Raw genomic sequence first — 12300 nt, 5'->3', positions numbered from 1 at the left:
CGCACTGGTGGCGATGGCCGGCGGCCACCTTGGAGCGAAGTCTCAAAAGCGTCGGCAGGCTCGTGGAGCCAAGTAGCGCCCTATCGTGACACGGAGCCGGCTGGTCTCAGGCACTTCCAGCGGTTCAGTACCAGAACGTCTTGACGACTGCCTGGCCCGTCGGGGCCACTCGGGAGTAGAAGGCACGCAGGTCGGCGTGGTGCGCAAGGAAGCTGTCCTTGTCCTCGGCCCAGTTGAAGGCGGGCTTCGAATGGGCGCCCGCCCACAGGGTTTCGAAGGATGCCGCCGTCAGGAAGTCGGCTGCCTGGCGCACCTTGGTGGGGTCGAGTATCAGGAACGGTGCCTGGTTGTAGGTGGCGTGGTACACAGGCCTGCCGCCGAGAACCGGGAGCTCCCAGTCGTGCGGTCCCTGGGGGCTGTACGCCGTCCCGTAGACCTTATGGAGGGCGTGAAAGTGGTACTCGACGACTTCGGCGATACCGGCCCGGCGTCCGGCCTGGAATCGATCGAGGTCCCCAGCCTCTCCCATGAACTCCTCCAGCCAGTTCCAGTCCTCCCGGATCTCGGACTCCGGCATGGCACGCAGCTGCATCTCGATGCTCATGGCAGGCATTCTGATCGAGCCCACCGACAACAACGCCAGTGCCGATGTGGTGCTGCCACCCGTCGTAACGGGCGTCACCGGCGCGATCGGCATGGTGTTCACCTGGCTGGCGGGAGCACAGGGGCGGAAACATGTCGAACGTCTGCTCCACGAGGCGCGCAAGACCGAACGGCAAGCCCATTGGCTGCCTGGCGCAGTCCGCTACCGGTCCTTCTGGGACCTGATGAACGACGAGTACCGGCGTTTCCGAGGGGACTGGTGACGCCCAGGTGCTGCAGGGCAGGTAAGCCAGGGCGCTTGTCGCATGCGTGTCGACGCTCCCAGGAACCGCTCCACCGGCCGCGCTCTTCGCCCAGGTCGACTGGTACGACTCCGGATGCCCGGGCCTTGATCTTGTGCCGCCCGTGAGTGGCGCCGTGCCAGTCACGGGCCAGATGGACCACCGACGCCGGCCGCGCCGGATGCGATGCTGGACAGGGCCGGTCATCGCCGTTGGAGATGATCGCCCGGGTCGGATGACGGGAAAGGGTCGGCGGCGGTTCGCATGGATCTGCGGCAGATGGAAGTGGCCGTCGCGGTCGCCGAGGAGGGCGGGTTCACGGCGGCGGCGCGGCGGCTGCACGTGGTGCAGTCCGCGGTGTCCGGTACGGTGCGGGCGCTGGAGCGGGAACTGGGCAGTGCCTTGTTCGAGCGGACCACGCACCGCGTGTCGCTGACCCCGGCGGGGGAGGCGTTCGTGCCCGCCGCTCGTGCGGCGCTCCGCGCGGCCGAGGAGGCGCGAGCGGTGGTCGACGCCGTACGGGGTGAGGTGCGGGGACGCGTGACGGTCGCCATCATGCAGGGCGTCTGGGCCGGCCTGCACCGTGCCCTGGCGGGGCTGCGTGCGGAGCACCCGGGGGTGAGCGTACGTCTGCAGCAGGCACCGGTGGCCAACGTCCGGCAGGCGCTGAGCGAGGGCACGGTGGATCTCGCCGTCGTGGCGCTCGACCGGCAGCAGCAACGGGGACTGGTGACCCGTCTGCTGTCGCGCGAGGAGATGCTGCTGGTGTCGTCGCCCGCGCGCGCCTTCGCCGAGGACGACCTGGTGACCCTCGGCGAGATCTCCCGCATGCCCTTCGTGGACTTCCTGCCCGGCTGGGCCATTCGCTACTCGGTGGACCGGGCCTTCAGGGCCGCCGCGGTGGAGCGGTCCACGGTGTTCGAGGTGAACGACATCGTGGCGGCGTCCGAGCTGGTCCGGCACGACCTCGGGGTGTGCATCATGCCGGCGTCGATCGCGGCCCGTTTCCCGGATCTCGCCGTACGCCGGTTCGTGCAGCACGCCCCCGCGTGGAAGGTCATGGTGGTCCGCCGCCGGGGGGACATGTCCCCCGCGGTCGAGGCGCTGCTGCGGCACATCACCCCCCGCACGGCGGCGGAGACGGCGGGATGAGCGCGGGGCGGGCCCGCCGGTAAGGGGCGTTACCGGATCGGGGCCGCCGCGGTCGTGGTCCCGGTGTCCTTTCGGCCGGAGCGGCGCTCGGTCGCCCAGTAGGCGAGGGCGATCAGCGGCAGAGCGGCACCGAGGACGCTCACCGCCGTCCAGCCGGCGGCGTGGTAGGCGAGCGACCCGAGCTGGGAGCCGAGTGCGCCGCCCGCGAAGAAGACGGCGATGAAGACGCTGTTGAGCCGCGAACGGGCGCCGGCGTCGAGCTGGTAGATGGTGTGCTGGCCGAGGACGAGGGTGGTCTGCACGGCCATGTCGATCAGGATCGCGGCAAGGGCGATCAGGATGATCTGGTGCTGCCCGAATCCCGCCAGGGCGAAGGCCAGCGCCGCCACGGCGAAGGCGATGCCCGTCACGGGACGTACGAGCTCGCGGTCCGCCCAGCGGCCGGCCCGCGGTGCCACCGCGGCACCGGCGACGCCCACGAGCGCGAACACTCCGACGCCGATCGGCGAGTAGTGGAACCGCGGTCCGGTGAGGACGAAGGAGACGGTGGTCCAGAAGGCGCTGAACGCGGCGTACATCGCCGCCTGGTACAGGCCCCGGCGCAGCAGCGCGGGATGGATGCGCACCAGCCGGAACGTGGAGCGCAGCACCTGGCCGTAGGGGAGCGACGTGGTGGGGGCCTGCTGCGGCAGTGCCGCGCGCAGAGCCAGGGCGAGGAGGGTCATCAGGGCCGCGGAACCGAGATACACGTAGCGCCAGCCCGCGACATCGGAGACCAGACTGCTGACCGTGCGGGAGAGCAGGATGCCGGCGAGCAGGCCGCTCATGACGCGGCCGACGACGCGGCCGCGGGCGTGGTCGGGCGCGAGGCTCGCGGCGAACGGCACGAGGATCTGGGCGACCACCGATGTGGCGCCGCTGACCAGCGACGCGGCGAGGAGCATCGGGAAGCTGGTCGCACAACCGGCCACCGCGAGCGCGACGGTGGTGACGATGAGCAGTGTGGTGACCAGCCGGCGCTTCTCCAGCCGGTCGCCGAGCGGCACGAGGAAGAGCATGCCGGCCACGAAGCCGATCTGGGTCGCGGTGATCAGGGCGCCGGCCGTGGCCGTGTCGAGGTGGAAGACCTGGCTGAGCGAGGACAGCAACGGCTGGGCGTAGTACAGGTTGGCCACGGTCATGCCCGTGGCCACGGCGAGCAGCCCGATCAGCCATCCCGGCACGCTGTGGGCGGACTCTGCGGACGCGGGCCGCTGCGGGGACTGGGGAGCAGGGGAAGCGGACACGGAACCCTCTCGTGACGGGAACCGGCGTGGGCGGTCCTGGTGGGCTGGACGGTGGCCGAGCGGCTTTTGGCTGCTCGGCTGCCTCGTCCAGCGTCGGCACGGTGGGGATGCTTCCTCGATGCGCGAGATGAATCCTGATGTCTGTCATCTCGAACAGAGATGAACCAGGGGGCCCACGGTTCCGAATCGAGAGACGAGTTTGGATTCGGCACCGCCCCGAATTTCAAGTAATCCAATTCTCTCGATTCCCGCTGTTCAGGCTGAAATTGTTGCCCGAAGGTCCGGGTCAAGGGAGTCCGAAGTGGTGTGGTTTTGTCAATTCTGACCCACTTGAATGAATTTATTTTATTCTCTCCGTGGCGCATCTCTTGGTATTGAGGGTCTGTGTCGATTTCACTCCAAGGTGTGTTGAAGCGGGAGTCGAAAATTCTCGCACAGTAGTCCGAACCGGGGCCGCCCGAGCTGGGGGAATGCTGAGGTTGTGGCCTCCCGGGCGTCGTCGCACATTTCTTGACGGTGCCCTATTTGGCGGACCTTCGCCGCGAAGCGTGAATGACTTCCGGTTGGCTATCGGCTAGCTTCGGCTTCGCATCAGGGAATTCCCATCTCCAAGGGAGGAATGCAGTGAAAGGTCTTGCACGAGCCGCGGCTACGGTCGCTTTGGCGGTATCAGCCATGGGGGTCCCCCTGGCCGGTACGGCGCTGGCCACCCCCGCGAATGGTTCGGGGTATGGCTGGGACGACGACTGTGGAGGCCGGGGCTACGGCTATGGAGGCTACGACCGCGGCTACGGCCATGGAGGCTATGACGACCGTGGAGGTTACGGCCACGGTGGCTACGGCCACGGTGGCTACGACCGTGGAGGTTACGGCCGCGGTGGCTACGGCCACGGTGGCTACGACCGCGGTGGCTACGGCCGCGGTGGCTACGGCCGCGGAGGCTACGGCGGTTGGGGCGAGGACTTCCGCTTCTTCAGGTTCACCAAGAAGTCGCTCAAGTCTGCGCATGTGAAGGCCCACAACGAATCGGAGTCGGCCAACGTCTTCTCCCCAGGGGCAGTCGCGCAGTCCGAGGCGGTCCAGGCCATCAACATCCGTCAGTAGCTCCCGAAACTGACCGGTCGTCCTCGGCGGGACGGCCGTGTCAGGACCCGGACACACTCGACGGGGATCACCTGGCAAAGGCCTGACCGCGACCGACCCTGGCTGGTCGGTCGCGGTCAGGCTCGTCGTGTCATGGCCGGCGATGCTCTGCGATGAGGTCGGGAACCAGCCCGAGCCGCGGCCGGCGTACGGGCCCCGATCGCTCGCCCCGTGGCAGCCGCAGCCCGCTCCGTCGGCCTTGGGAGTTTCGGCGCCTGCCTCGATCATCGGCCGGTGACCGACGACGCGGTCGTGGAACGGGTCCGGGCCTACGCACGAGCCCATGAGCTGCCGCCGGAGGGATCGCGTAGGTGAACAGCGGAATCGCACCACTCAGATGCATGGCGCGAAGGTGACGTGCGGCCCGACGGAGACCTTCTGATGACGCGCCGCCCGGCCGGAGGCCGCGGGTGGCTCCGATGCGCGCGGTGGTCCGCAACCTCGGGGCAGGAACCGAACTTGTGAAGCGGCGGTCGGGGCAGGGCAGCTGAGATGATCTTTGATGGCGCAGGCTGGGTCCGGTCCGCCCGCGGTGCCGCGATCCGGGCGGGCGGCGGGATGCTGCCGGCCCGGAGTCGTCTCCGCCACCCTGGGCGGACGCCGGTCGTCCCCTCGCCGGGGCACGACCGTGCCGGCTCACCACCAGGCGGTGGGGTAGACCGCTCGCCGCAGGCGGGAGGAGACCGTCTGCACCGCGACGAGCAGCACCGCGCCGGCGGCCAGCAGGGGCACGAAGTGGGTGGCGGGCGGGTCGGTGAGCATGATCATGACGGCGGTCGCCATGGCCGGCGGGTGGGCCGCCTTCAGGATGAGCACCAGTCCGCAGGCGATGCCGCAGGCCACGACGGCGGCCCAGGGGCCGTGCCAGCCGAGGGCGAGCACCGCGAAGCAGACGAGGCAGGACAGCATGTGACCGCCGATGACGTGGCGGGGCTGCGCGAGAGGGGAGTCGGGGGCAGCGGTGACGATCGCCGTCGTCGCCGCGAGCGGCGGTACGAGCACGGTCTGGTGGGTGAGCGCCCCCACAGCCACCAGCACGGCCAGGCCGACCGAGGTGGTGATGGCCGCGTACGAGACCGCGCGCCGGGGCGGCCGTGGCTCGTCGAGTCTCCACCGGCGGGTGGCAGGCCGCTTCGCCGGGCGGGTCGGGACGTTCACGGCTTCCGCTGTCGCGGGCGCTTCACGTGCCATGGATACGGCGTTTCCGGGTCAGGTGGACGGGAGGCGCGGCGATCTCCGGACTGCCGGGCGGGGCGCAAGCCTGCGGGGTGCGCGGAATGAGCACGGGAACTCCTCGGAAGGATCCTCGGAACCATCCCCGCTTCCGGGCCACGGCGGCTCGTCGTCCGTGAAGACGGGGATCACGCCCAGCATCGTGACGTCGCCGTCCGGCGCCCGTCCAAGACCACCTCCTTATCGCTCGATCGAGGGTCTCTATCGAACCGCCCCGTCGGCGTCACCGGGCAACCCGGCGACCGGTGCCGGGTCCTGCCGCGAGAAGTGGTCCGTCAGTGCGTCGAGTACCGACCGGACCGCCGGGGAGGTCCAGCGGCCGCGCTGACGGACGAGCTGGACCGGGACGTCGGGAATGCGGGGCCCGGGCACGGCGGTGAGGGTGCCGTCGCGCAGGGCGGCGCCGACGGTGGCGCGGGGGAGGACGCCGAGGCCGAGGCCGGCCGCCACGCAGGAGCGGGCTGCCTCGCTGCTGCCGAAGCGGGTCAGCCGGGGTCGGGCCTCGGGCAGGTTCAGGAGCTCGCGCGCGACCCGGTCGCTGTAGGAGCAGCCCTCTTCGTGGAGGAAGAAGGTCTCCCGGGCGAGCTCCTCCCAGGTGACGGGCCGGCCCGGCGCGGCCAGCGGGTGGCCGGGGGCGCCGATGAAGACCAGCGGCTCGGTGGCGAGGGGCCTGGCGGTCATGTCGGGCAGGGCGACCGCGTCCTCCAGCAGCAGCGCGACGTCCAAGCGCCCGGCCCGCAGGCCTTCCACGCAGGTGTCGGTGCTGCCGGGGAACAGATGGACGTCGATGTCCGGGTGGGTGCGGCGCAGCGCGGCGACGACCCGGGGCAGATGTGTCGAGCAGAGCGTTTCGCCGGCGCCGACGACGACGATCCCGCCCGACTGGGCGTCCCCGGCAGCCGTCCCGCGCAGGCGCGCCTCCGCCTCCAGGACGTCCGCGGCCTCCGTCATCAGGCGCCGCCCGGTCGCGGTGAGCTGCGCGCCGCGCGGCATCCGGTCGAAGAGCCGTACGCCCAGGTCCTTCTCCAGCGCCTTGATCTGCGCCGTCACGGTGGACTGCGACAGGTGCAGCTCGGCGGCGGCGCCGGTGAAGTTCTCCGTCCGCGCGAGGGTGAGAAAGGTGGTGAGCAGCCGGGTGTCCACCGTTCGACCGTAGACGAATCCATCGGAGACATCAATCGGTGCGATGAATATCCATCGTTTCCTTCAATGGCCCGGCTGTGACAGCGTGGACGCCATGACCCCTGGGACCCTCACCGACGTGCTGCGGTACACCGCTTTCAGCTCCGACCCCGCCGGCGGCAATCCGGCCGGCGTCGTCCTCGACGCGTCCGCCCTCGACGAGGGGTGCATGCTCGCCCTCGCCGCCGAGGTGGGCTACTCCGAAACGGCGTTCGTCACGGGCGGGGACACCGCACGACGACGGTTCACCGTGCGCTACTTCAGCCCCCTCGCCGAGGTCGACTTCTGCGGTCACGCGACGATCGCGACCGCGGTCGCGCTGGCGGAGCGGATCGGCCCGGGCGAACTGGTCCTCGACACCCCGGCGGGGGAGATCCCGGTGCTGACGGCCGCCGACGGAGAGGGGGCCCTGCACGCCACGCTCACCAGCGTGCCGACCCGCTCCCGCCCGGCCGAGGACGCCGAGTCGGCGGCGGCGCTCGCCGCGCTGGGCTGGGGGCCGGCCGACCTCGACCCCGCGCTGCCGCCGCACGTCGCCTTCGGCGGGGTCCACCACCTGGTGCTGGGCATCGCCGACCGGTCGCGGCTGGCCGGCCTGGCGTACGACTTCGACGCCCTGGCGGAGGTGATGCGCCGCCACGGGTGGACCACGGTGCACCTGGTGTGGCGGGAGTCCCCGACCCGCTTCCACGCCCGTGACCCGTTCCCGGTGGGCGGTGTCGTGGAGGATCCGGCGACGGGCGCGGCCGCGGCGGCGTTCGGCGGTTACCTGCGCGCGCTCGGCCTGGTGGCGGAGCCCGCCCGCGTGCTCATCCGGCAGGGCGAGGACATGGGCCGCCCCAGCGAGCTGGTCGTGGACGTCGACCCCGGGGACCCGCGTGTGCGGGTGACCGGCCGGGCGGTGCCGCTGGTCACGCGGCAGGGGGTCTGATCCAGCCGATGGAGCGCTCGACGGCGCGCTGCCAGTTCTCGTACTCGCGGCGGCGGTGCTCCGGGTCCATGTCCGGCAGCCACTGGCCGGCCCGGTGCCAGTTGCTGCGCAGCACCTTCAGGTCCGGCCAGTAGCCGGAGGCCAGGCCGGCGGCGTAGGCGGCGCCCAGGGAGACGGTCTCGGCGACCATGGGGCGGACCACGGGGACGTCGAGGACGTCGGCGATGAACTGCATGAGCAGGTTGTCCGCGGTCATCCCGCCGTCGACCTTGAGCTCCTTCAGCCCGAGCGAGGAGTCGGCGTTCATGGCGTCGACGACCTCGCGGGTCTGCCAGCCGGTTGCCTCCAGTACGGCACGGGCCAGGTGCCCCTTGGTGATGTACGAGGTGAGGCCGACGATGACGCCGCGGGCGTCGCTGCGCCAGTGAGGGGCGAAGAGACCGGAGAACGCCGGCACGATGTAGCAGCCGCCGTTGTCCTCGACGGTGCGGGCGAGGGTCTCGATCTCCGGGGCGCTGCTGATCAGGCCCAGGCGGTCGCGGAACCACTGCACCAGCGAGCCGGTGACGGCGATCGAGCCCTCCAGGGCGTACACCGCCGGCTGGTCGTCGATCTTGTACGCGACCGTGGAGAGGAGCCCGTGCCGGGACCGGATCATCTTGGCCCCGGTGTTGAGCAGCAGGAAGCTCCCGGTCCCGTAGGTGCACTTCGCCTCGCCCTCGGAGAAGCAGGTCTGGCCGAAGAGGGCCGCCTGCTGGTCGCCCAGGGCGGCGGTGATGCGGACGCCGGGGAGGACCGCGCGGGCGGCGCCGTAGTTCTCGGCCGAGGCGTGGATCTCCGGGAGCATGGCCCGGGGGACGCCGAAGAAGTCCAGCAGCTCTTCGTCCCAGGTCAGCGAGCGGATGTTCATCAGCATGGTGCGGCTGGCGTTGGTGGCGTCGGTGATGTGCAGGCCGCCGTCGGCACCGCCCGTCAGGTTCCAGATCAGCCAGGTCTCCATCGTGCCGAAGAGCACCTCGCCGTTGCGGGCGCGCTGCGCCAGCCCGGGCACCTCGTCGAAGAGCCAGCGGATCCGCGGCGCGGAGAAATAGGTGGAGGGCGGCAGGCCGCAGCGCTCCAGGAAGAAGTCGTCACCGGGGTCCTGGCGCAGTCGCTCGACGAGCGGCGCGGTACGGGTGTCCTGCCAGACGATCGCCTTGCCCAGGGGTACGCCCGTGCTCGGGTCCCACAGCACGGTCGTCTCCCGCTGGTTGGCGATGCCGATCGCGGCCACCTCCTCCGCCGCGATCTCGGCCCCGGACAGCGCCTGCGGCACGATGCGCTGGAGATTGCGCCAGATCTCGAGGGCGTCGTGCTCGACCCAGCCGGGCTTGGGGAAATGCTGCTGGTGCTCGCGCTGGGCGACCGACACCAGCCGCCCCCGGTGGTCGAACAGGATGCATCGGGTGGAGGTGGTGCCCTGGTCGATGGACATCACATACCGTTCAACCATGATCGGGGCCTGCTTTCCGATGCGTTCGCTGTGTTCGGTGCGGTGAGACTCACCAGCGGGCCGCGCCCAGGTCTCTGGAGATGGCCCGCGCGGCCTCGCGGAGCAGCGTGACCAGGGACGGGAGGGGACGGCCCTTGGTGTCGCAGATCCGCTCGACCGGGCCGGACAGGCCGATCGCGCCCACGACGAGGCCCCCGGATCCGCGGATCGGCGCGGAGACCCCGGCCTCGCCCATCGACATCTCCTGCACTTCCGCGGCCCAGCCCTGGTCACGGACCTCGGCGAGGGCCTGGGTCAGGTCCTCCGGGACCACCAGGGTGTGCCGGGTGTAGGCCTCCAGATCCTCCTTCAGCAGCGGCTCCAGCGGTGCCGTCCCGTACGCCAGCAGGATCTTGCCGAGCGAGGAGGCGTGCAGCGGCAGCAGGGCGCCGACGTCCAGCGTCTGCAGGGTGTCGTCGGGCCGGAAGACGTGGTGGACGATGAGGACCTGGCCCTCCAGCGGCGTGCCCAGGCGGACCGCCTCGCCGCTGCGGGCGGCCAGGGCGTCGGCCCAGTTGATGGAGCGGGACCGCAGCTCGTTGACGTCGAGGTAGCTGGTGCCCAGGTGCAGCAGGGCCGCCCCGAGCTGGTACTTCCCGGTCGCCGCGTCCTGCTCGACGAAGTCCACGTGCTGGAGGGTGCGCAGGATGCCGTGGGCGGTGCCCTTCGCCAGACCGAGCGAGGCGGCCACTTCGCCCAGGCCGAGCCGGCGGGGACCGCCGGCCAGGAGCCGGAGGATCGCCGCCGCCCGTTCGATGGACTGGAGCGGGCCGGCCATGACTCGATCCTATCCCTGGGATTATCGATGGGCATCAGCGGCATTTCCGCAGGTCGTTCGGCCTGTGAAGGCAGCGTTCGATAATGACGACCGCGATTCATTGACCGCGATGTCCGCTCTCCGTAGCTTTCGTCCAGGTCCGGGAGTCCACCCGGCAGGACTCCCGGGGAGGAGGGCACCATGACGGCACAGCCTGAGACGATGCCGCAGCGCGAGGACGAACACGTCTGCGCGCTGTCGCACATCCCCGGCGCCCTGTCCGTCGTGCGTCGGCGGGTGCGGGGTGTTCTGGCCGAGTGGGAGCTGTGCCCGGAGGTCGCGGAGGACGCGCTGCTGGTGATCTCGGAACTGACCACGAACGCGATCGTGCACGCAGACGGCCCCGCTGCCCTGCGGCTGTCCTGGACCGACGTCGACGGGCGCAGCGCCCTGCGCATCGAGGTGACCGACTCGGGCCCGGCGGCGGAGCCCTGCCTGCCCGGGGGTACCACCGACCCGGACGAGCACGGCCGGGGGCTCGGCATCGTCAGCGCCCTCTCCACGCGGCACGGCATCCGCACCGATTGCGCCGGGTTCACCCGCTGGGCGGATCTGGTCACCCCCTGAGGGGTCGCGGGCGGGGCCGGACCGCCGCCCGGGCCCGGGGCGGGCGGCGGGTCGCTCCGCCCGGAGCGCGCTGGGCGGGCTTACGGTGCCGCTCATGGCACTGACCATTCGCAACCAGATCGACGGCAAGGTCGCCTCGGTGGTCCCCGGCGAGGTGATGGCCGTGGTCACGGTCCGCCTCGACGGCGGGGGACCGGACTTCACGGCGGCCGTGACCGCCGAGGCCGTCCGGGAGCTCGGCATCATCCCCGGGGGCGGTGTGACCGTCCTGATCAAGGCGACGGAGGTCTCCCTCGCCACGGCCCCGGTGCAGGGCATCAGCATCCGCAACCGGATCCCCGGGACGGTCACCTCCGTGACGGCGGGCGAGGCCATGGCGACGGTGCGGATCGCCTTCGCGGGCGGCCGCGAGCTGACCGCCGTGATCACCAAGGAGGCGCTCGACGAGCTGGGCATCGCCGAGGGCGCCGAGGTCGTCGCGCTGGTGAAGGCGACCGACGTGTCGCTGGCGACCTGAGCGGGCGGCTTCCGGCGCCCCGACGACGGGCTCTAGCCCAGGTACGCCGGGGCCAGCGCCGCCGTCATCATGCGGCGGGCCGTGCCGGTGCCGTCGGCGGGGACGGTCCACAGGTCCGCGCCGAAGTCCCCGGCGAGGGCGTAGACGATCGTGCGGTCGTCCCGCCAGACGACCTGGTCGTCGACGCTGCGCGCCTCCGCGAGCGGGGTCTCCCGCATGGTGGCCAGGTCCAGGACGTACAGCCGCCAGGGCGCGTCGGGAGAGAGCCCCTCGACGCGCTTCTTGAACACCAGCCGGGTGCCGTCCGGAGAGAGCGAGGGGCACTCCACGTTCGTGCGCAGCGTGCGGACCGAGCGGGCCGCGGTGTCGCCTTGGACCAGGTAGGTGCGGCCGCCGGTGCCGAGGGTCGCGTAGAACCGGTTGTCGTCGGCGAAGGTGACGCCCCAGAAATTGACGTCGGCGGCGTGGTAGGGCCGGCCGTCCTTGGTGACGCGGAAGTCCTCCAGGTTCTTGACCAGGGTCCAGGTGCGGGTGTCCAGGACGGACGTACGGGTGGAGAAGTTCGTGCCCGCGTAGGAGTCGCCGCCGACGAAGACGGTCCAGGCGACCATGCGCCCGCTGGGCGAGACCCGGGCCCGGGTGGGGATGCCCGCGAGGGGGTAGCGGCGCAGCTCGTGCAGTCGCGCGTCGAGGACGACGGCCCGGTAGGTGTCCTGTACGGCCCCCTTGACCGACTGCAGGCAGATGCCGGTGCCGGCGGCCGCGTAGAAGCGCAGGCACTTCACGGCGGAGGCGGTGCGCGCGGCGCCGGGGCTGCCCGCCGGGACGGTGGCGAGCTCGTCCCGGTGCGGGCCCCACGCCATGTTCCGGAACACCAGGCGGGGCGCGTCCGGCGCCAGCGTCACCGTCCCGGCCGTGACCGCGGGGCCGCCGGCCTGCGGGCGGTCCTTCTCCGCCGCGCGGTCGGCGGCGCGCAGGACGGAGACGGCGGCCACCGCGGCCAGGGCCACCACGGCGGCGAGCAGCACGATCAGACGGCTGCGGGTGTTCATGGGGG

At 71.4% G+C, this 12300-nt stretch carries 13 protein-coding genes; 6 read left to right on the top strand and 7 right to left on the bottom strand.

Translation table 11 applies throughout. From position 1 onward, the window contains the following. Positions 1-124: 124 nt before the first annotated feature. Positions 125-604, bottom strand: coding sequence for a DUF1877 family protein (locus ACWDAS_RS08460; protein WP_450388091.1), 480 nt, complete (start codon positions 602-604; stop codon positions 125-127). Here ACWDAS_RS08460 and ACWDAS_RS08455 point away from each other — a divergent pair. Further along, positions 603-866, top strand: a complete 264-nt coding sequence (locus tag ACWDAS_RS08455; RefSeq protein WP_450388090.1) for a hypothetical protein — start codon at positions 603-605, stop codon at positions 864-866. The genes ACWDAS_RS08460 and ACWDAS_RS08455 overlap by 2 nt on opposite strands. A gap of 282 nt (positions 867-1148) precedes the next feature. Next, positions 1149-2036, top strand: coding sequence for a LysR family transcriptional regulator (locus ACWDAS_RS08450; RefSeq protein ID WP_450388089.1), 888 nt, complete (start codon positions 1149-1151; stop codon positions 2034-2036). 29 nt (positions 2037-2065) lie between these two features. Here the strand turns inward: ACWDAS_RS08450 and ACWDAS_RS08445 are convergent, their stop codons facing one another. Continuing rightward, the gene (locus ACWDAS_RS08445; RefSeq protein ID WP_450388088.1) at positions 2066-3322 is read right to left on the bottom strand and encodes an MFS transporter; all 1257 of its coding nucleotides are present in this window, start codon (positions 3320-3322) and stop codon (positions 2066-2068) included. A gap of 624 nt (positions 3323-3946) precedes the next feature. On the opposite strand from ACWDAS_RS08445, the gene ACWDAS_RS08440 reads away from it, so the two are divergent. Then, positions 3947-4426: a hypothetical protein gene (locus ACWDAS_RS08440; protein ID WP_450388087.1), complete on the top strand. Its 480-nt coding sequence runs from the start codon at positions 3947-3949 to the stop codon at positions 4424-4426. 675 nt (positions 4427-5101) lie between these two features. Here the strand turns inward: ACWDAS_RS08440 and ACWDAS_RS08435 are convergent. Both ACWDAS_RS08435 and ACWDAS_RS08430 read right to left on the bottom strand, forming a co-directional pair. Then, positions 5102-5656 carry an HPP family protein gene (locus ACWDAS_RS08435; protein WP_450388086.1) on the bottom strand — a complete coding sequence of 185 codons (555 nt, stop codon included), beginning with the start codon at positions 5654-5656 and terminating at the stop codon, positions 5102-5104. Between the two features lie 243 nt (positions 5657-5899). Continuing rightward, the gene (locus tag ACWDAS_RS08430; protein ID WP_450388085.1) at positions 5900-6841 is read right to left on the bottom strand and encodes a LysR family transcriptional regulator; all 942 of its coding nucleotides are present in this window, start codon (positions 6839-6841) and stop codon (positions 5900-5902) included. 94 nt (positions 6842-6935) lie between these two features. Between ACWDAS_RS08430 and ACWDAS_RS08425 the strand changes: the two genes are divergently transcribed. Further along, a complete protein-coding gene (locus ACWDAS_RS08425) occupies positions 6936-7811 on the top strand; it encodes a PhzF family phenazine biosynthesis isomerase (RefSeq protein ID WP_450388084.1) in 876 nt (291 codons plus the stop codon). On the opposite strand, the gene glpK is transcribed toward ACWDAS_RS08425, so the two are convergent. Then, positions 7792-9303, bottom strand: coding sequence for a glycerol kinase GlpK (gene glpK / locus ACWDAS_RS08420; protein ID WP_450388083.1), 1512 nt, complete (start codon positions 9301-9303; stop codon positions 7792-7794). The two genes, ACWDAS_RS08425 and glpK, sit on opposite strands and share 20 nt — an antisense overlap. 49 nt (positions 9304-9352) lie before the next feature. Then, positions 9353-10120 carry an IclR family transcriptional regulator gene (locus ACWDAS_RS08415; RefSeq protein ID WP_450388082.1) on the bottom strand — a complete coding sequence of 256 codons (768 nt, stop codon included), beginning with the start codon at positions 10118-10120 and terminating at the stop codon, positions 9353-9355. Between the two features lie 180 nt (positions 10121-10300). Here ACWDAS_RS08415 and ACWDAS_RS08410 point away from each other — a divergent pair, with 180 nt between their 5' ends. Together ACWDAS_RS08410 and ACWDAS_RS08405 are read left to right on the top strand one after the other, a co-directional pair. Beyond that, entirely contained in the window at positions 10301-10726 is a 426-nt protein-coding gene (locus tag ACWDAS_RS08410; RefSeq protein WP_450388081.1) for an ATP-binding protein, read from the top strand. Positions 10727-10820: 94 nt separating this feature from the next. Beyond that, positions 10821-11243 (top strand): TOBE domain-containing protein, encoded by a 423-nt coding sequence (locus ACWDAS_RS08405; protein WP_450388080.1) that lies wholly within the window; start codon positions 10821-10823, stop codon positions 11241-11243. 32 nt (positions 11244-11275) lie between these two features. Here the strand turns inward: ACWDAS_RS08405 and ACWDAS_RS08400 are convergent, their stop codons facing one another. Next, complete coding sequence (locus ACWDAS_RS08400; protein ID WP_450388079.1) at positions 11276-12295, bottom strand: TolB-like translocation protein; 1020 nt, start codon at positions 12293-12295, stop codon at positions 11276-11278. Positions 12296-12300 lie beyond the last annotated feature (5 nt).

The organism is Streptomyces sp. NPDC001070, assembly GCF_053598835.1.
Note: the sequence above shows the minus strand (reverse complement) of the source record. Positions and strands in the feature narration are given on the sequence as shown.